Genomic DNA, 19,253 nt, shown 5'->3' with positions numbered 1-19,253 from the left:
CTTTCACAAAAATGGATAAGGCGGTCTTTTGAGCCATTAAAGAAGTGATCAACTCAAGTTAAGTTAACTTGATATTATAATCTATGGATTTCTAATGACCGGATAATGGATAAATGTTGAATTTTATAAAAAGTTATTTTTTTGCAAAATGAACAGCTACTTCATAAGCGAGTGCATTCCAATCACCTTCTTTAATATTGCCTTTTTCGTACTGCTCTTGCCAATGCACTCTATCAAGTTTTAATTCTTTAATGCTTAGAGCAGTTTCTAATAACAATTTTTTAGTAGCTGGGGAATTTGTACGTGTTTCATACTTTTCCTTCATAGCTTTGCTACTAAATGTCATGTCTTCTTCACCTACTTTTTCTTTTAACTTTTGAAAAGCAACTTCAATACGCTTTAAAACACTTGTCCAACGCCCCTCATCTAAAATTCTATGGGGGTAATATTTTCCGCTATAGTCCTGATGTTTCGAAACGCGTTCAGTGCCCCATCCATGTTCGTGCAGTAATTTAGCGATGTATTGTACTGCATTTTCTTCTGCAGCTTCATAGCGTATTCCACCCGATTTTGAATAGCATATTTCAACGCCGATTTTAGTCCGATTGCCACATTTAGAATCTATACCATCACCTGTGTGGAAGGCGTTACGATTGAATGGTATAGCTTGAATAACATCTTTATCATCAATAGCAACATGATAAGAGACGTAATTTATATTACTATGCATGTAAGCTACTTCGTTTTCTGCAGATGCATCATTTGCAGTGTTGTGGATGACAATTCCATTCGGAATCATTGTATAGGGACATTTATACTTTTCTTTTGCTTTAGGAACTAGATTTTGTTTGAAAGTATAACTCATTACTTATCACCCTTTGGCGCTTTATATGTTAATGCCTGCGAACTGTCTGACAACCCTTTAGTTGTTGGGTCAATTAAAAAAGTTGCAACAGATACAATCACTGTTACAACTACGTAAGGATTTAATACTGCTCGTTTTGCTAAGTCAAAAATCGCTGACCAAGTAGTTAAATCTTCAGCATTTACACCAAAATACGTACCAACTGGCGCTACAATTGCTAAAACTAATGCTACATAGAAATATGGGTTTTTAAGGCGTACTTTCCAATTGATTTTCATTTAATATTCCTCCTAATTCATCTTAATAATTAATCATAATAAGGCTAAAATAACTGCTCCAATGACAGTAGTTGATACCCACCAAATAATTTTGTCGATTTTATCTAAACGATGATGAGCGCTCTTAGTGCTCTCAAAAGCTTTTGTAGCAATATCTTCTGCATTTTCTGCTGTTAAACGAATATCCCTTACATCATCAATTTTTGCTTCAATTGCCCCTAATCTTTCATAAATGTTTCTTACCAAATCTTCGCCCATTTCAACACCTACTCTTATATAAAAATAGCACTGCTCGGCACAGTGCGTTTCTATAACTTTGATGTAAAATAAAAACCCTCCACAATTAGGGTGGAAGGCTGTAATTTTATTTTACTTTTTTTGTTTCTTTCTTCGCTTATGGTTCTTAATATTTTTCATCTTATTATTTGCTGAAGGTTTATCCGGTTTATTAACATTTATTACTTCTGATATTCTTCCAGCTGCAATAAATAATGACGACAAAACAAATAAACCATAGTGAATTTTCTTAGTAATAGCTGCTTGCTCATTGATAAGTTTATCATTAAATACTTGACCTTGAAGGTGGTTAGTTAATTTAAAATAATCTTCATTTAAATCCTCAATATCGCCATTGATTAAATAATCTTTTTTGTCACCTTCATAACTCCATAGAACTTTTAGCGTTTCATCTAACTTCGAGAATTCGCTACCTTTTACCATATCATCTGTACTATTATATATACCTGTCCATATTAATGATACAACTAACAAGAAGTACCCAAACATCTCAATATTACGAGCAGTTATTCTGTTCGCCTTTACGACCATTGTCAAGATAAAAAAAACACCTACTGAAACACTTAATAAGACAATAAACATAATAATCATTGTTATCAAAATCAAAGCCTCCAAAAATATGTCTATAATTATACTATCGTATAAAACATATTTTTGAAGCAGTTCTTAAAATAAAATTTCAAATCCGTTTTAAACATAAAAAATAACGTTAGCTTTATGCTGCGTTTTCCTCATCTAATACTGTATGAACACATTCTTGAAGGTTACTTAACTTCGGTACTTGCTCTCGTGTGTATTTTCCTTCTTGAACAGCTTCTGCCCATATTGCTACAAGTGCACTTTGTGTTGTAAACATTTACACATTACCTCCTGCAATTAATTGTGATAGTTCAAGTATTGCTTGGTTATAGCGTTCTTCTTGTGCTGCAGTATATGTCGTTAATTCAATAACGGAAGCTTTTAGTTGCTCGTTTTCTTGTTGAAGTTTTTCAAGTTCTGTCGGTTCTGTCGGAGCATTCACAATAGCGTCAATTTCTTCTTGTGTTAATCCTTCTTCCCATTCCGAACCGTTTAATTTAGCTCTGTAAAATCCTAACTGATTACCTTCTGAATCCCTAGGCAAATCAATGTCAGTATAGCCAGCAGGAACTTCTTCATCATCACCAATCCAAATATCTTCACCTTGTACAAGAAACTTGTTCTCATCAATTTTTAAACATTTTTTCATAGTTTCACCCCTAGTTAGCTTTGTACATTACATACCCATATAAACTTTTGTCAGCAACAAATCCACTGTTTGACTGGCATACAACACCTTTAAGATATTTAAACGCCAACACACCCGGTTGAATACTTCCATCCTCTCTAGCTAATGGTATGACCGTCGTATCATATGGCAAAAACCCGTCCGGCAACCTACATATTAATGTGTTTATACTCGGTACGGTAGGCGTTTTTACACTCATAGCTATATGGACATAGTTGTTTGAATCTTTAGCGAATCGTACATATCCAGTAAATCCATTTAACAATGTACCGTTCAACCAATTTAACCCCTCACCCTTAATCACCATATCACGTTGTATAACCGCAACATCTTCTTTAAGTTCAACAATGTCCTCGACATTTTGATTTACAACACTTGCTAGATTAGATTGATATTCAATGGTAATCGGGTTTGTAGGTGCTGTTACTCCGAATGTGTATAACGGTTCATAGTCTATTGAAAATTGAATTGTTTCGTCAACTTTAAATTCTATTGCGGCATACGCATATGGTTCTCCGTTAACTGTTTGATGTCCGATAAACCACTCAACCGGCTCGCCATCTGCGTATACTTGCAAAATATTGTCTGTTTTAATAGATGTCCAACTAGCACTCGCTAAACTTGTGTTACGGGCATTAATATATGACGTTTTTGTATTCCCATCATAATAAGCTTTCACAACTTCCCTAACAATTCGCCCTTCTGAAACTTGTAAAGCGTTATCGCCTTTTGATAGTTTTAGAACGGTATTGATTGCTTGTACTGGTTCTTTTACTGGACTTGCTAGGTCAAAAACTAGTTTGTAAGGTTGCCAACCTTGTAAATCATTACGTACTGTTGGCAATGTTAATGTACCAGTTGAACCTCTCCAACCATAAGGTGTAGTGTAGTCCATCTTAGCCCAACCTTTAATTTGACCGGTAGCGCCGTTATATTGAGGTAAATTACCACCGTTTTGAGGCGGTACTGTAGCATTAGCATCGTACATTCTCCAACCTAAGAAATACGCTTTCCACTCGTCTGCTGTAGGTACGTAATTAGGTCCAAATCCTGTGTCGGTATTAAGTGCTGAAATGTACAAAGTAGATACATTAGAAGTTGTCCATAATTGTACTTCATCACCTTTAGTCCAATCAGAACCAACAATAGGCAGTATTTTTCCGTTATATTTCACGACTTTTTCAGAACCGGCAACACCATTTATACCTAAATTTACAGACGCTATTTTATAATCAGTTCCAACATTGCTATGCACCCACGGTAAACTACCGTCTAATATCATTTCTTCTACCGCCTTAATTTTAAAGTACTGCCCTTTATCCTCCGAAACAACATCACCTTTATGGAAAGTGCCTAAAAACGTCAAACTGTCGCCCGTAGTTGGGTTGTCGATTGTTGGATTTGTTATACCTTGAATGTTGGCTACGAAAGTTTTTGGTTCTGTTCCCTCAACTAGCGTTACATTCTCATAAGTAAACGTACCTGCTTTTGTATTACTTAGATTAATTTGTATGGAAGCCGCATTACTAGAAGTAGTAAAACTTGAATTATTGGGTTTGACTGTACCTATAACATTTCCACTCAAATCATATTCACCCCAATCAACTAAAACACCATCACCTACCGCAATGACACCTAGAAAATAAGGCGTGTTAGGTTTAACGGACACTTTTACTAAATAGGTTTCATATGGACCTGTAGTAACCATGGTTATTTTGTTTGGGCTATCAATCGTAATTGTTGCGGCGGGGTTCTTAACCCACAATCCACTATCGAACAATGGCGCTAAATTAACAATTGTATCTCCCTCAAATGCTGTTACTCTTGCTGTGCTGTCGTGTTCGGTTGTTAGAGTTTGTTCTCCACGAACTAAGGTAGATTGTACTGGTGGTTCATTTGATAATTGATTTTCTATTATTGATACTGTTTGGGATAAGGTCGATAATGCTGTTAAATCTGCTTTGTTATTCTGTAAATCTTCTAGGCATTTATAAGCTCGATTAAAAAGCCAGTTCATGTGCTGTGCTGATGGTTTCATACCTGGTTGCCAACCATTTGTTTGTAACTCTATTGTCGGCTCAGTACCGATAGCTTGCCATTTAGGTAATTGTTCAGGCATTTTTATCACTCTCCTTAAATCGGCAATTCTTGATCTGTTGCTGGTGTAAATGCTGCACCAAGATAACCCCCAATATCAGGATTATTTATGTCCCCTAATCCATGGAATTTATCATAATTGTCATTAGCATTAGCATCGCCAAGTTCAAAGGTTCCGGTTAACTCGATAACATCAACCTTTACCCCTCCTGCAACTGTTCTTTGTACAATACGAGCAAAATTAATCGGGTCTAATCCTGTATCATTTAATCTATCTAAAGGCATTTCAATTACTTTAATTGCAGCTTCTTCCGGATCTAAATCATCATCCCATTTTTCCTTAATTTTTATTTCACTGTAGTCGCACGAAAGAGCGATGGCTAACACTCTAATGATTGTGTTGATACTCCCATCTGATAAATTTCGAGCAATTTTAGACTTTAATAAAATTCGATAGATATCATCAGTTGCAACACCACGAGGTTGGTTGATGTTAGTCCCAATATCATCTAAAGCAACTCCCTTAGCGTTATCAATATCACGCCAATCTCCAACCTTAGTAATAGTCGAATTTAAAGCTACCAACTCATCGCTAAAAATCCTCATTAATTTACTAATATTCGATGTTGGTTGCTTATCAAAGTAATCTGAGAAACGACTAACAATGCTTGTTAAATCAAACATTGCTGTTCACCTCTATGTTATTTGAACTTATTTGAGCAACCTCGTTTATTGCTATATCGATATTTGCACTGCTATAAGCAACGCCATCCTTACTTAGTTCAATATCAACGTCAACAATTCCAGGCACATTCATTGCAACAGCCTTAATACACTGAGAATAATAGACTTTTTCACCCATATTAAGCCCGGCGTATAACTGATTATTTGTATCAGCACCACCAATATATTTCACTATAGCGTTTTTTACTTGATTTTCTCCGTCTGCTTCAAAAGATGAATTTTTTGTAATCGTTACTCTTGCAAATAAATTTACTTCTTTAGCACGTGTGAAGCCAATTCTCTTTAAATCTCCGCTTAAGTCTGGAATTTGAACAAAGGTAGTTCCGTGTGGTCGAATTCCTCCAGCTTTTTTATTCAAAATTGCTTGAGCTACCTCTTCATCACTACCTCCTAATACAAATGCTTGTATAGAACGTATAGGAGTTCCAAATTCATCTGGTTCATCTCCATAATTTTCTATTACTCTAGCAGCTCGTACATCTGATATTTTTAACAATTCAGGACGAACTGAAGCAGTTGTACCACTCCCTTGCCCTTCGACAGTGATATTTGACCTTTCACGTGCCTCTAGATCAGTTTCCTTGTTACGCCCACCACTAGTAGCTTTTGCATTTGTAACTGATGTTACATTCGCATCGGTATTTACAATTTGCGTAATGCTATTAGCTTCGACATTACCGATTGGGCCAATTTCTGTACAAACAATTTCTACTGTGCCCTGGCCATTTACATCTAAAGTAACTGCTTCAATCGTTTCAAACTGTATATCGTCTTTAGAAACTAAAAAGCCACTTTCAACAGTATAGTTAGGGGTACCTGTTAAAGTGACTTCACCATAAGCATATTCTTCTAAATTTCTTGTTGTACCAGCTAAAGGGAGTAGCTTGTCTAGTTGTGCTCCTTCTGCAGATTTACGGTATGCAGCATGATAAACTTGTTCGATTGCCATCCAAGCTAATGATAAAAACCACGCCATTATGCGTATTAAGATACCTAACACAGCCCGTTCAGAGACATTGGCGTTAGCACCAAACATTTCTTTTGCTTTAGCAGACATATCCGTTAATAAATCATCGTAAGTCTTTCTTTTAAAGCCGTTTTCGTCAAGCACCTACTGACACCTCCTCGCTTAAAGTAGTGCCATCTACTAAAGTTACAGTGTATTTAATAGTTCGTTTTCGACTTTTATAGTCGTTTACGATTTCCAAACTATCAATTGTAGCAATGCGATCCTCTTTTGATAGAACCCGTAATACTTCTGCACGAGCTTCATCGTCTGTCGATTTTTCTAAGATTTTTGTAAAATCAAGACCTTCTTCTTCATTCAAAAACCATTCTTTCAAATTTGTACCGAATGAAATAGCGATACATTGAGCAATTTCTTCTGGACCTTCTATTAATACGAAATCCCCGTTTTCTAAATTTAAATCACCATTTAACAATCCCAAAGTTTTCATTAAAACAACCCCACAATCACAGCATCATGAATACTAAACATCCGAGAGGTTCCAGGAAACACGTTATTCCCCTTTTGCGCTTCGTCTAAAGCACGTTGACTAAATACTACATAAACTACTTCTCCTTCAGAATAAACAGGAGTGTAAGTTTGTACAGCGCCACCATTAACACGGAATTTTTGCTTTAATACTGGAACACCTTCTATTGCTGGTAAAGAAACAGGTTCCTTTCCAACTTCTTTTACCTTAAATAAAGGTTGAATTTTAGCTGTACAAGTTGTTTCGTTATAGCTTAATATCATTGCAGGCATTGCAGTATTGATATTAGTAAGTACTGCTTTCTTAATGTTTTCAAAAAATTGTGTTGCATTACTCACATGATCGCCTCCGCCTCTGTGTAAAATGATGAGCCATTATTGATATGCTTGCCTTTACGAATTCTCAATGTTGCTTTAACTTCTCTTGATTGTAGTTGAATAATAGAGGCTGTATTCATTCGATACTGTAATAATGATTTAAATTTATAACCCTTAACTAGCTTTCCGTTTTTTTCTTCCTCAAAGTACTCAGGTGAACCAATTAGCCCAGTGTCTGAATTTAGCACGAAATTATGATTATCTCCTTCTGTAATAGGTCGAATAAAAGCTTGTTGTCGGGATATATATGCAGATGCTCCACAATCTTCAGCAATATTTTGGATTGATTTTATAATTTCACCATCGATTGAATAACCCTTTTTAAAGACTTTGTTAGTAGGTAATCTTAAAGTCGCTACTTTTAATCCTAATGCTTGTGCAAGATCCTTTATAATCGCGTCTGCCTTTATATTATTTTTATATGACCGTTGAAGAGTCTTTGCACTATTGTAAGGTACTGAATCTAACACTTTAATAAGCGTTGCTCTATCTGCACCCTCCCATTTTGTTGAGACAGAACTAATTTCACCCGATTGAATTAATCCTTTATCATCACTATAACCAGCATTGATTGATAGCTTCTGACCTCTTTTCAGTTGGTTAATAGTTGTTTGTGATAGATTGTATACTGTTATCTCGCTCAAATTTGGCTCTAAATCGTCGTCGAATGGAATGTTAAAGTAAATGTCTAATTCATCATTATTCATCCTCACATTGCCGCTAATGACTTCTACAACACGTTTAAATAATCTATTCATAATTCATCACCACTAAGAAAACGGATTCGTTTAGATTATCCCAACTGACTCTCGATTCCTTTCCAGATTCGTCAATTGGGATAATAGTGGGTGCTGGATACCGAGTGTCATAAATTTCACTAAAAAGAGGTTCCCCGTAAACGATTTTTTCACCGTAACAAAGAACCTCTCCATCTTTATATAAGTCGATTGTAAAATAATCGCCTATTTGGTTGTATTGTATTTCTAATTCAAACAACTCAGCACCCAACTCAATTTCAAAACGATATGGAATGAGTGCCTTTTCTATTTCAATATACTCTTTATCCAATTACACTCACCCCACTCTCATTTTTACTCCCACTGGTATTCTTTTTGGATCGTATCTATTCCAACTTTGGATTTGTTGCCATTTCACGTTATATTTTTTAGCCAATCCAAAATAAGTATCGCCCCTTTTTACGGTATGGTAAATTGGAGAGGCTTTCTTATTTGCTGTCTGTTTTCGACCTGCTTGGGCTACTTTAGCAACAACTGCTTTAGTTTTTGGTTGTACATATGATGATTGAGCAATACGAACTTCAGTTAATGTACAGCTAAAATTGTAACCATTCATTACCTTTGAGTTTGCTTTTATACTTAAACCTTGAAGTAACATATTTTTATATATGCGTCTGCCCTCATAAGTTACTTTTTTACCTTCGGTTTCAATTTTCTTTAATTTTTGTATTAGACTTTCTACGCGTTCTGCAGTTGGCCTAATTAATAAACCTGATAATTTAATTACCTCAGGTAAGCGCTCAACATGATCTGCTAAATTGATGCCCTTCTCAACCTTATGGGTAGGGATATTAACGTCAAAATTTGCATCTTCATCAGTAACATGTACGAGCAAACCATTTATTTTTGATGTTCCTACTAATTCTTTAGCTATGATTATCCCTCCCTAGGTGTTGGTATGATGGTATTTAAATTTCCGAAGTATTCATCCAATGCATCTTTAATAGCTACCCCTGTCTCTTCGTTAGTGTTACCACCTTGAACTACGATATTTACAGGAGCTTGAACCACAGTACTACTAGTTGATGTTCCTCTTACTTGAGAAGTCTCAGCATAACTCTCTGAGCTTCCGAAATCCAACGTTGGACCTGTTCCATCCCCTTTTAATATACCTGCATCCCTTAAGAAGTTGGCCTCCTCTGCTGGAAGTACAGCCTCATCTTTGTGGAGCAAGGCAGGCATATCATCATAAGGGACTCTTCCTAATCCCACTTCAAATCCAGGGAGCCATCCAGTAACGTCTTCTACTCCCTTACTAATTTTATCGCCAATATCGAAGTTTTTAAGAGCATTCCCTAAAACTCCTACTTTATCTATTACCCATTCAATAGAATCAGCTATACCGTCAAACATATCAGCAATAAAACCTAAGACTGGCTCTAAAATTACCCATGCAGCTTCAATCGTAGCTGGGATAAGTGGGAATAAAGGAACTACTATTTCTTCAACTAAAAACTTAATTACGTCTGAAATACCAGAGATTAATGATCCAACTATCCTTAATATAGGTGAAATGAAATCCATTACGGTAGAGATAACATCCTGAGCAACTGGGAATAATGGAACTATTACATTTTCAATTACTCCACGAATTACTGTGGATAGGGTTTCAACTACGTTAATTACTCCTCCAATGATGTTACCTATAAACTCCATAGTTGGTCCTATCATTTCCTGAGCTTTAGGCATAAGAGGAACAATCACTTCATCCACAAAACTAGTGATAGCAGCTTTAATGGCTTCGAAGTTCTCTACTCCTATTTGAACATATTGAATTATACTGTCTACTGTCTCTGGAGGTATACCGAGATTTCCCCATATATCCCCTAAGTCCCCAGTTCCAGTCATCATGTGATTTAAGGTATTTAGAATAGCCTATCCAAATGGAGCTAATTGTTCCAGTGCTTCTCCTATAGTACCTCCTAATGAGGACAGTATAGGGGCAACATCACCACTTATGAAGGAGGTTACCTGTTCTAATCCTGCTAGAAGTACAGTACCGAATGGTGCAAGGAATACTAATAGATCTCCTACTACTCCGAAGATGTCTCCTAATACTCCCATAAGTAAAGGACCATTAGTAAGAGCATAATCCACAAACTGTTGGAATCCCTCCGAAGAAGATAAACTTCCAGCCCATTCACTGAATCTCTCTGTCATGGACAATAATCCACCCTCGAACTCGGTAGCTACTGGAGAAAATGCACTAAACATCTTCCAGATACCACTTAGAGTATTACTAACGATATACCCAAAATTTCGAAGTGAATCTGCACCATAAGTTTCTAGCCAAGTAAAGAAATTGTTTTCTCCTCCAGATCCTAAGGAATTATTGAAGCTATTTAATAACTCATCCATAACTTCTGCAGCGCTTTGCATAGCTGGAGCTAATCGAGTTAAGAGATTTTCGGTTGTCTCTAATCCAGTAGCAAATATATCGAATTTGGGTTCCTCAAATCGAGCTGAGAAATCCTTCCAGAAGTCTTTAAAGTCCTGTAGGGCAGTTAGAGCTCCTACTTCAGCTTCACTTAGTCCCTCCATAGCTTCGGTTAAGGCTTGCTGGGCTTTTACTTGTTCCTCATAGGTATCAGCATTGGCAAGATCTTCTTGTAATTGCTGTATTTCTGTAGCAGTTTCAAAGAAGCTTGTAAGTGTTGGAATGGCAATAGCTCCGAAGGCGGCGGCAGCTCCTCCAGCAGCTAATAATGAAGCCCCTAGAGCTCCAACCATTACAATTATCGGAGCTAATATTGCTGGGATTAAAGCTATAGCAGCAGATATACCAACCCCCATCGCCACTCCTTGTCCTCCAGTAACCATAAAGGAATTACCCAATAATCCTGTAGCAATTATAGCGTCTCTTTCTTCTTTGGTTATATCCTCTAAAGCTTCTTCCAAAAGACCCATCTGGAGAGTTGTCATCAGGACATCACTCTTTAATCCATCTAGAGTGACTTTTAAAAGGCTTATTTCTCTCCTTAATTCCTCAATCTCATCATTTAGTTTATCTACTCCTATAGCAGCTAATAAAGCATCTACCTGAAGATCAGTTAATCCAAGAGTATCCAACCCTAGAAGAGATCTTTGAACTTCATCCACATTCTGATCTAAATGTTCCATTTGTAAGGCCGTGGCCAAGGTATCAGCATTTAGTCTATTTAGAGGATTAATTGTCAATTGATCCAGGTCTCTACCTACTTCATCAATCTCGTTAGATAGTTCATTCATTCCCAAAGAAGCAAGGATAGACTCTCCTCTTATTTCATCTAATTCAGAAGTATCTATCTCAAAAAAGGACCTCTTAACTTCATCAAGAGCTTGGTCTAAGGTTAAAAGAGGGGAGCTATCTGCATCTATATCGATCTCTACAAATAGATCTCTTAAGCTCATACGCCTCCACCTCTTTTAGCATTTATTTTTTCAATCTGAATATCTAAGGCTGAGTTAGCCTCATGTAGCTTATGATGAGACATTTGTGAAGCCTCTGTATAGGTTAATACTCCTTCTATTACCGGTCTCCACATTAACCAATTTCTTTTGGCTCTAGCCTTGTAGTGAGTATCTTCCAGCTTATCGAAAGATGAAGGTTGAAGCCTTTTTCATTACTTCCGAGAATACTTCTAGAGAGTCGAATTGCTCAAAGTATTCAAAATCAACCTTGCATGGAGATCCTTCTTCCTCAACAAATACCGCATGATTTAAAATTTCTTTGTAAAGAGCCTTATCGGATAAAACCCCTTTGTCATTCTTAGCTCTTTCTCTCATATCTAGAGCTTCTTCTAGCCCTGGGTGTTGGAAAATAAATTTTTTACCTTGAATCGTCTCTTCGATTTGTTTGTTTTTTATAGCCATTCTTCTTCTCTCCCATTCTTTTCGTTTTAAATGATTTGTGATATGTCGTTTTTTCATGGCAAATTAAAAAGAGTAAGCCGAAGCCTACTCTCCTTTCTTTATTTCACTGTGTAATCTGTAACTTTAATCGTATAAACGCGATTACCTGCACCTTTACCAAATTCCTTGTCAGCTGGCTTTAATACAATAGCTTGCGTACCACCGGCAACTTCTTTTACTTCGTTATTCGAGTTAACCCAAACTGGTACCACTTCACCTGTAGTTGCTAATCGATCTAAGTAATTAATAGATGGTGATGTTCCATTTAGAGTAATTTCGATAGTTCCTAAGCTGTCTCCGTTTTTAGCAATTATCGGATTACCTTGTGCATCTGTAGATACTTCTGCACTATCATTATCTTTAGAAGCCTTAACCATTGTACTGTCGCCGTAACCTGTAATAAAGACACCACCAACTGTTGTAACGACTTTTCGAGCATCATAAACACCCATGTATTATTCCCCCCCCTTAAACTACCATTTCGCCTATAACAGTAGCTTCGTGGATAGCCCCTGCTAATTCAAGCGAAAATGATAATCCTTTATAGTGACGTTCTGCACGATCTTGAGCAGTTGACTCTGCACGTCCTTGAGCAGTTACTGTATAAAGTGGTTGACCGCTATCATTTTTTGCAATGATCCCCTGTTTACCAGCAACCTCTAAAATTGTGAGTGCTTCTCCTTCGATTTGAGGGATGCCAACATCGTCAAACGAAACCTTGTCATTGTTTAAAAACAATGTATTAATCGCTTGTTCCATATTTACCTTAACCCAGTCCTTGCCATGTATAACATCGATGTATTCACCGCTAAGCATGGTCCCCTCAGATGTTTGAGGATTACCATTCTTTGTTACATAAGCAAAGCCGTTTAAGCTATGAATTTGCGTTAAAGTGGTCGCATCATATGGTGCAGGATCTACTCCGATTAATTTTTTAAATTTATAAGTAATAGATCCAACTGGTTTCGAACCGTGACCTCCAATTAAAGCTAAATGAGGGTATTGTTCTATTTTGTCGTGCATCATTACAAATGTACGATCATATTTTTTTTGCTGATATTGTTGTTAAATCTTCAATACTATCAACAGTATGAGCTGCAGTCTTGAATCCTTTTCCTTCTACGACATCAGATACAGCAATGAAATCAGTGACTGCACCAGTTGCCAATGAAACAAAATACCAATCTTCATCAAAATATTTTTCTAAGGTATCTGCTGCTGTAATAGGCGTCGTAGCACCTGGATTAAATGTGGCAATCGCTACTTTTGATGGCCGTGTATCACCTTGTTCAAATACTTGTTTAGCCGCTTTATATGCATCTGTTGTATTAGCGAAGTCTTTCTCAACAGCTGTGATATCAGCATAAGATTTAAATGACTGTGTTGTACCTTCAGCTAAGATTAATGGTGTACCTAATCCAGTTAATCCAGTTAATCCAGATGGCTTTTTAATGTCGATAGTGACAGTGACATCTTTTAAAGGCATGTATTATTCCTCCATTCTTTCATTTATTGTTACTTGCTCAATTACACCAACCTCGAATGATTCGACTAATTTTGTACGTAATCGAACATCAAATCCTGCTCGTCTTTCATAATCAGTCGTTAAAAAAACATCACGATTATTTGCAGGCATAACGTCTACAACTGTGATGTTGTGATCAGATAATTCATAATGTCCTTGTCCAAGAAAATAATTTCTTGCTTGATTCGTTTTATTGTGAGCATCTTCAATTCTTTCTGCATAACAAGTAACAGAAATAACCGATTCTAGCGCTTGTGTAATGACTTTATTGGTTCCCTCTAACTTTTCCGATACCTGACCTACCCCTTGACCAAAAAGTGTAAATTTGATGGCGATAAATGGGTATGGTGGTTGTTTTCCCAAACCTTCAGCTTGAATCACTGGTATACCTAGAAAAGTTTCAAGTCCATTTTGAAGAGGAAACCAAATATCATCATATGTCATGGCAGTACACTTCCTTTTTCACGCCATTTCATAAGGTAAATGTGAACATCTGTATACTCTGTGTAATCTTTAAAGGCTTGTAGTGTATATTCATCGCCTTTGTACCTTATTTTTGTTCCGTTTTCGATAGATTCGGTAGTTAAGAGTTTCTTTTCTTTAACTGTGTAAGTACCACTCTCGATATATTTTAAATCGTCATTGCTAAGTGGTAGAATAACACCTGTTTTCATTTCTTCTTTTGGCACATTAGGAACCCATTTCCCATTAACGTATTGCCCATTGTTACTATCATTTAACACAGTAAACGGCACCGAATTTTCATCGATAACCTCTTTAAAAATCATAATTTCAGGCATTATCTTCTCACCACCTTGTAAGTGATACGACTACGTAACCCACCAGTATCTATTAACGGATTGCTAGAACCTTTTTTTGCAATAGTTGATGGTGCATTAGGTGGTGTATCTAAATCAGTTATCTTCTCTTGTATATCAGATACAATTTTTGCTCCTAAACGTTCCCAGAGCATTTTGGCTTCAATCTTAAATGTAATAACTAATTTAAGTTGATTCCTAACAAATTCCACCCATTCAGCATTTTTTTCGTCAAATGTAGTTCGGATAAATGATCGTTCAGGAATTACGATAGAACCTTTCTCTTTTTGTATAGTGACTCCAAATTCGTGTACGCTTGCAATCATTACATAAGACGGATTCGAGTTATCATCTTCCGAAAAGACACCAACTTCTAAAGCATAACTATCTAACTCATCTAAAACTCTTCTCAATTCAGGGATTCTATTTCGGTCTCTAATTCTAACAGTTACTCTTGCCATATCAGATCACCATCAAATTGATTGTTTTAGATAGTTTTTTTAGAATACGTTGATATTCTTGGCCATACGGAGTTGATAACAAACCTTCCGTTGCTCCTGGATCACTATACTGCCTTTCGATTACGTCTACCTTTTCTCTTATAACCTTTTTCGTATTTACACTTGCTAAATGAGCAGCTAAATACCTTGTTAAGCGTTCTTTTTGATTTTCCGGTACAGATAAAGAGGATACTTCAAGCGAAGCATCCTCAATATATATATTCAGTTGTTCGTCAGTCATGGAAGTAAACTCTTTTCCCATCAATCTGACCTTTTCAGGCGTAGTTAACATGTTTTACACCGCCTTATTGCTCGTCACCTTCGACGATTGATTTAATTTGAGCATCAATTGCTGTTAGCACTGTTTTACGCGTTTCGCTTTCCTTCAACTCTTCTAAGTATTCAACCGAAAAAGTATCTTTTACTAATTCAATTGCATCTTCAGCACTTAAATCTTTTAAAGTTTGTGCTTTCTCACTGCTAGATCCTTCTGGGACTACAATTTCTCCCTTGTTTATAAGGGTTTTAATAAGAGGATGCTTCGAGAATTTCTCGAAATCTGCATCCTCAATTGTATTAACTCCTGGAATCACCATTACACCAGCTGCATGACGTGTATAGTTACCTTTGTTATGCACTATCATTAGATACCCTCCCCACGAACAATAGCCATTGGATATCGTACAATCGCTCCACCAGTACGTTCTTCTAATGGAATTTTGTAATTAGGAAATTTATATTCTTGTGGATGGCGTGTAATATCCATCGTTAATAAGATCTCAACAACATCTGGAGAAGAATCAAATACTAGGAAGCAATCAGCTCCGGCAGTACCTTGGCCAGCGATATCCGATGTGAAATCAATACGACTGAACCATTTTTGAGATTGAATATATTCTAGTACACTTTGTTTAGTGTACTCATTGAATACTTTTTCAAGTTCTTCAAATCCATCTGGTGTCAAAATAAGTGTGTCTGCTGTATGTCCTGGAAGCTTATTTACTAGATTTTTAGCTTTACGGATGTCAGCAACAATCTCTTCACCCGTTTTATCTTTCCATTTCGTAGAAGTCCCAGCTTCGTTTGGATCAACAGCGAGTGTTTGAATCCCTGTTGCATTTACAACACCTTTAATTTTGTGTTTCTCGTCCCCAATCCACACAAGACGATTTTCTTTTTCAGCAATCGCTTTACGTGCTGTATCTGCCTTTGTAGTTTCGATAGGACGGCGTGCTAGTTGTGCTTGGCGAATTTCTTGTACAGATAAACGGAATGCAGCAGCAATAGAATAAATACTTTCTGTATGGCGCTCCATGTCAGCATCAACTAATGGAATATCATCTGCTCCAGGTGCTAAGATTTTTGCAGAACCAGAACGAGTGATTACATCATAAGAGTAAGTTTCAGCCCCTGCAGGTACATCTGTTTTTAAATTAAAGATTGTTCGAGCTTTAAGTTCCTCTTTTTTTGCTTCGTAAACCTTCTTATCGATGGCTTCTAAATCTATAGGACGGATTAAACCGTCTTCACGAAAGTTTGACATATGTTATTGCCTCCTTATGGTAAGTTGATTTCAATTTGTACTAATGAATCAGCAGTTGCTTTCGCTTTAAATACTGCTGTAGGGAATGCAATAGCCGTTTCACTTGTTGCAACAAATTTTCCTGTTGTAGGCTCTACTTTTACGGCATTACCTGTTACAACGTCTCCACCTGCAGTAACGAAGATGTTGCCTCGTTTAATAACAGCTACAGGTTGACCGACTAAATATTTTTGATCGTCAGCGTTCGTTACCCAATCATGAATTTCTTGTGCTAATGCAATGCCAATAGGAGTACCACCAGCTTTTAAAGGTGTAATACCTTCGCCATCAGCAGTTAATTGTACAGCTGCACCATATGGAATCACTTCTGCTGCAGCATACGAATCTGCAGAATAGTCTTGATAATTTGCTAACTGTCCAGCCTTACCAGCAATCGGCATGTATTTGTCATAGTTTGTAATAGGCATACTCGTTTTCCTCCTTATGAACGAAGGTTTAGGCGTTGAGCCTTCATTTCGTTGATATTTTTATTTGTTGTAGCAGCATCACCAGTAAATGCATTATTTTCGCCTGTTGATGAATAACCATTCGATTGAACTTGCTCAATTGTTGCATCAAAAAAAGCGTTGATATAGTCGTCTGACTTACCATCGCCTTTAAATTCTGATTTTGTTGTAGCAATGACCGCTTCTTTAATTTCACGATCTGTTTTCCCATTGAAGTCAAATGAATCACCTAATAACGGTTTTGCTGTGCTGATTAACGCAACACGCGCCTCTACCTGCTTATCTAATTCATCGGCAGAAAGCTGTTTTTCCTTCGCTTCTTTCAACTCATTTTCAGTGTTTTGTAGCTTTACTTCTAGCGCATCATAGCGACCTTGTAAAGCATCCACACTAGCAGCTTTGGTTTGTGCTGTTTCCAGTTGTGCTTCAAGCTTCTCAATATGTGCTTTTACCGCTGAATCTACTTCATATTCTTTTCCATCAATTTTGTACTTACCCACATTATTTCCTCCCTTTTCTTCAATTTGCCATGCATCACTATCAGAACGAATAGCCACTTCTGGACCTGCTCGTCCTTGATCTACGATAGCAATATGATTGATTTCAATATTTCGTTGGACATATTCATATTGCTGTCCGTTATATGTACCACTTTCCGCTACTACATCAGACATAAAGCCGATAGAGATTTCACGTTTGCCATCATAGATTTTTTGAATTAAATCTTTATCTGTGATAGTCAACGATACATAGAGTTTTAAATCTTCAACACGAGCGTCAGTATGGCTCATACCTTTTGCATATGTTTGGTAATTGTCGATGGTCACGGGTTCGTTTGGATGTTCATCCGTCACCGGTTTAGATCGAGCAGAACGAATTGTTCTATCACTAAAGATTTCATCCGGTAGCTTTGCTTCCATCTGAACCGTTCCATCTTGACATTGATAAGGAAAAACACCAGGGCGTGTAATCGGCACAGTGACCGTTAAATAGCCTTCTGGTGTTTCTCCATAGTCTTTTATATAAGACTTATCATAGCGTTGTAGTTTCAATTTATCATCACCTCCTTTTTGTAACAAAAAAGATCGAGAAATTATGCATCTCGACCTTCTTAGGATTATTGTTAATATAGTCATTAATTCTCTTCAAAAAATCCAAGGTTAATAGTGGTGTTTACAATTATTTTATCAACTTCAACGTGTTTTACCTCGGAGTTTTGATTATACGAAAACGTGAATTGTAGTTCTAGTTCAGTCTCACCACTACCAACATGATTATAATCATCATCATATCTTGAAGTCCGGTAAGAATTATATAAATAAACTTCAAGCTGTGCATTGATTTGTGCAGTACCGCTAACAAGAATTTCATCTCTGATTACTTCGGTTTCTACACCATCCACCCCAATAATGTCCATTGTCCATAGCTCCGCATAACCTTCTTCGTATGCATCTTCAACAAAATCATTAATATTACCGTTGAAAGTATAGTTTTGAATTGCACCAAATAAGATTTTAAATGTATTTGGTTCTTCCAAAATTCTTAAAACGTAATCTTCATTTATATTTTCAGTTATAACCCATTCTTCTAACTCTATAGTACGTATTAATGGCTCTAAAACCTTTTCTTTATCAAATAATTCTTTTACTGAAACATAGTGTTGAAATCGTTTAGAGTCATTTAGCAAATCAGGATGAATATTTCCTTTACCCTCACAAAAATCATTAACATTTTCTGTAATAAAAAAACAGTTACTCAATGTTTGTTTCTCTGCAAATGTTGCATAAGATAGCCAAGTAATTGCATCCCTAAATTCTTGCTTTTTGTTTCCAAACGGCTTTATTCTTTTTATAGATCTCTCAACTAGTATCGGCAATAAACTATTATCAAGTTCAATAATTTCAAGAATACCTTGATTAATTAAATCACTATAGAAGTCATCAAATTTAGCAAGAAAGTCTTCTTTTGTACTTTTAATTGTTGTTGCATTAAGTTGTGTTGGGTAATAGATATTTAAATCTTCTAAAGCAGAATCTAATGCCTGCATTTTATGTTTAATATTTTCTTCAAACTTATTTCTTGTTTCATCGTATACGACTCTTGACATATAAATTGGAAACCCATGATATTCCGCCCATTTTAGTAAATTTCTATTGAAATTATTTTTAAAAAACGGATCTTTAAATGTCATTGTTGTATCTAGAAAAATATTTACTTCGTCTGCCATTGAATATTCTCCTTTAAACGTTCCT

General features: G+C 36.5%; 29 protein-coding genes. All 29 read right to left on the bottom strand.

Features of this window, described 5'->3' with window-relative positions; all coding sequences use genetic code 11:
* Nucleotides 1–133 precede the first annotated feature (133 nt).
* The gene (locus MKY04_RS09405; RefSeq protein ID WP_346235748.1) at nt 134–865 is read right to left on the bottom strand and encodes a peptidoglycan recognition protein family protein; all 732 of its coding nucleotides are present in this window, start codon (nt 863–865) and stop codon (nt 134–136) included.
* Nucleotides 865–1,143, bottom strand: coding sequence for a phage holin (locus MKY04_RS09400; RefSeq protein ID WP_346235747.1), 279 nt, complete (start codon nt 1,141–1,143; stop codon nt 865–867). The genes MKY04_RS09405 and MKY04_RS09400 overlap by 1 nt, the downstream gene beginning before the upstream one ends.
* Nucleotides 1,144–1,176: 33 nt before the next feature.
* Nucleotides 1,177–1,401: a hemolysin XhlA family protein gene (locus tag MKY04_RS09395; RefSeq protein ID WP_346235746.1), complete on the bottom strand. Its 225-nt coding sequence runs from the start codon at nt 1,399–1,401 to the stop codon at nt 1,177–1,179.
* A 111-nt stretch (nt 1,402–1,512) separates the two neighbouring features.
* Nucleotides 1,513–2,040 (bottom strand): hypothetical protein, encoded by a 528-nt coding sequence (locus tag MKY04_RS09390; RefSeq protein ID WP_346235745.1) that lies wholly within the window; start codon nt 2,038–2,040, stop codon nt 1,513–1,515.
* Nucleotides 2,041–2,155: 115 nt separating this feature from the next.
* Nucleotides 2,156–2,296, bottom strand: coding sequence for a hypothetical protein (locus MKY04_RS09385; protein ID WP_346235744.1), 141 nt, complete (start codon nt 2,294–2,296; stop codon nt 2,156–2,158).
* Complete coding sequence (locus MKY04_RS09380; protein ID WP_346235743.1) at nt 2,297–2,668, bottom strand: hypothetical protein; 372 nt, start codon at nt 2,666–2,668, stop codon at nt 2,297–2,299. It abuts the gene before it with no gap.
* Nucleotides 2,669–2,678: 10 nt separating this feature from the next.
* Nucleotides 2,679–4,826 (bottom strand): hypothetical protein, encoded by a 2,148-nt coding sequence (locus MKY04_RS09375; RefSeq protein ID WP_346235742.1) that lies wholly within the window; start codon nt 4,824–4,826, stop codon nt 2,679–2,681.
* 14 nt (nt 4,827–4,840) lie between these two features.
* Entirely contained in the window at nt 4,841–5,488 is a 648-nt protein-coding gene (locus MKY04_RS09370; RefSeq protein WP_346235741.1) for a hypothetical protein, read from the bottom strand.
* Nucleotides 5,481–6,659: a baseplate J/gp47 family protein gene (locus tag MKY04_RS09365; protein ID WP_346235740.1), complete on the bottom strand. Its 1,179-nt coding sequence runs from the start codon at nt 6,657–6,659 to the stop codon at nt 5,481–5,483. Before MKY04_RS09365 ends, MKY04_RS09370 begins: the two co-directional genes overlap by 8 nt.
* The gene (locus MKY04_RS09360) at nt 6,652–7,005 is read right to left on the bottom strand and encodes a DUF2634 domain-containing protein (RefSeq protein WP_346235739.1); all 354 of its coding nucleotides are present in this window, start codon (nt 7,003–7,005) and stop codon (nt 6,652–6,654) included. The genes MKY04_RS09365 and MKY04_RS09360 overlap by 8 nt, the downstream gene beginning before the upstream one ends.
* Nucleotides 7,005–7,382: a Gp138 family membrane-puncturing spike protein gene (locus MKY04_RS09355; RefSeq protein ID WP_346235738.1), complete on the bottom strand. Its 378-nt coding sequence runs from the start codon at nt 7,380–7,382 to the stop codon at nt 7,005–7,007. The genes MKY04_RS09360 and MKY04_RS09355 overlap by 1 nt, the downstream gene beginning before the upstream one ends.
* Nucleotides 7,379–8,179 carry a phage protein gene (locus tag MKY04_RS09350; RefSeq protein ID WP_346235737.1) on the bottom strand — a complete coding sequence of 267 codons (801 nt, stop codon included), beginning with the start codon at nt 8,177–8,179 and terminating at the stop codon, nt 7,379–7,381. Before MKY04_RS09350 ends, MKY04_RS09355 begins: the two co-directional genes overlap by 4 nt.
* Nucleotides 8,172–8,489 carry a phage baseplate plug family protein gene (locus tag MKY04_RS09345; protein WP_346235736.1) on the bottom strand — a complete coding sequence of 106 codons (318 nt, stop codon included), beginning with the start codon at nt 8,487–8,489 and terminating at the stop codon, nt 8,172–8,174. Before MKY04_RS09345 ends, MKY04_RS09350 begins: the two co-directional genes overlap by 8 nt.
* A gap of 6 nt (nt 8,490–8,495) precedes the next feature.
* Entirely contained in the window at nt 8,496–9,053 is a 558-nt protein-coding gene (locus MKY04_RS09340; RefSeq protein WP_346235735.1) for a LysM peptidoglycan-binding domain-containing protein, read from the bottom strand.
* 41 nt (nt 9,054–9,094) lie between these two features.
* Nucleotides 9,095–10,066 carry a hypothetical protein gene (locus MKY04_RS09335; protein WP_346235734.1) on the bottom strand — a complete coding sequence of 324 codons (972 nt, stop codon included), beginning with the start codon at nt 10,064–10,066 and terminating at the stop codon, nt 9,095–9,097.
* 27 nt (nt 10,067–10,093) lie between these two features.
* Complete coding sequence (locus tag MKY04_RS09330) at nt 10,094–11,608, bottom strand: hypothetical protein (RefSeq protein ID WP_346235733.1); 1,515 nt, start codon at nt 11,606–11,608, stop codon at nt 10,094–10,096.
* 180 nt (nt 11,609–11,788) lie between these two features.
* Entirely contained in the window at nt 11,789–12,070 is a 282-nt protein-coding gene (locus MKY04_RS09325; protein WP_346235732.1) for a hypothetical protein, read from the bottom strand.
* A gap of 98 nt (nt 12,071–12,168) precedes the next feature.
* Nucleotides 12,169–12,561 (bottom strand): phage structural protein, encoded by a 393-nt coding sequence (locus tag MKY04_RS09320; RefSeq protein ID WP_346235731.1) that lies wholly within the window; start codon nt 12,559–12,561, stop codon nt 12,169–12,171.
* Between the two features lie 16 nt (nt 12,562–12,577).
* The gene (locus MKY04_RS09315) at nt 12,578–13,135 is read right to left on the bottom strand and encodes a DUF3383 family protein (protein WP_346235730.1); all 558 of its coding nucleotides are present in this window, start codon (nt 13,133–13,135) and stop codon (nt 12,578–12,580) included.
* Between the two features lie 13 nt (nt 13,136–13,148).
* Complete coding sequence (locus MKY04_RS09310) at nt 13,149–13,595, bottom strand: hypothetical protein (protein ID WP_346235729.1); 447 nt, start codon at nt 13,593–13,595, stop codon at nt 13,149–13,151.
* 3 nt (nt 13,596–13,598) lie between these two features.
* Nucleotides 13,599–14,078: a phage neck terminator protein gene (locus MKY04_RS09305; RefSeq protein WP_346235728.1), complete on the bottom strand. Its 480-nt coding sequence runs from the start codon at nt 14,076–14,078 to the stop codon at nt 13,599–13,601.
* Complete coding sequence (locus MKY04_RS09300) at nt 14,075–14,434, bottom strand: hypothetical protein (RefSeq protein WP_346235727.1); 360 nt, start codon at nt 14,432–14,434, stop codon at nt 14,075–14,077. Before MKY04_RS09300 ends, MKY04_RS09305 begins: the two co-directional genes overlap by 4 nt.
* Nucleotides 14,434–14,913, bottom strand: a complete 480-nt coding sequence (locus tag MKY04_RS09295) for a hypothetical protein (protein ID WP_346235726.1) — start codon at nt 14,911–14,913, stop codon at nt 14,434–14,436. Before MKY04_RS09295 ends, MKY04_RS09300 begins: the two co-directional genes overlap by 1 nt.
* 1 nt (nt 14,914) lies before the next feature.
* Nucleotides 14,915–15,244, bottom strand: a complete 330-nt coding sequence (locus tag MKY04_RS09290; RefSeq protein WP_346235725.1) for a DUF4054 domain-containing protein — start codon at nt 15,242–15,244, stop codon at nt 14,915–14,917.
* A gap of 13 nt (nt 15,245–15,257) precedes the next feature.
* Nucleotides 15,258–15,596: a hypothetical protein gene (locus MKY04_RS09285; RefSeq protein ID WP_346235724.1), complete on the bottom strand. Its 339-nt coding sequence runs from the start codon at nt 15,594–15,596 to the stop codon at nt 15,258–15,260.
* Entirely contained in the window at nt 15,596–16,495 is a 900-nt protein-coding gene (locus MKY04_RS09280; protein WP_346235723.1) for a DUF2184 domain-containing protein, read from the bottom strand. Before MKY04_RS09280 ends, MKY04_RS09285 begins: the two co-directional genes overlap by 1 nt.
* A gap of 14 nt (nt 16,496–16,509) precedes the next feature.
* The gene (locus tag MKY04_RS09275) at nt 16,510–16,962 is read right to left on the bottom strand and encodes a structural cement protein Gp24 (RefSeq protein ID WP_346235722.1); all 453 of its coding nucleotides are present in this window, start codon (nt 16,960–16,962) and stop codon (nt 16,510–16,512) included.
* A gap of 14 nt (nt 16,963–16,976) precedes the next feature.
* The gene (locus MKY04_RS09270) at nt 16,977–18,053 is read right to left on the bottom strand and encodes a DUF2213 domain-containing protein (protein ID WP_346235721.1); all 1,077 of its coding nucleotides are present in this window, start codon (nt 18,051–18,053) and stop codon (nt 16,977–16,979) included.
* Between the two features lie 83 nt (nt 18,054–18,136).
* Nucleotides 18,137–19,228 carry a PIN domain-containing protein gene (locus MKY04_RS09265; RefSeq protein ID WP_346235720.1) on the bottom strand — a complete coding sequence of 364 codons (1,092 nt, stop codon included), beginning with the start codon at nt 19,226–19,228 and terminating at the stop codon, nt 18,137–18,139.
* Nucleotides 19,229–19,253: the final 25 nt, after the last annotated feature.

It is taken from the genome of Lysinibacillus telephonicus, assembly GCF_039654155.1.
GTDB lineage: Bacteria > Bacillota > Bacilli > Bacillales_A > Planococcaceae > Ureibacillus > Ureibacillus telephonicus.
This window is presented reverse-complemented; position numbering and strand designations above follow the sequence as displayed.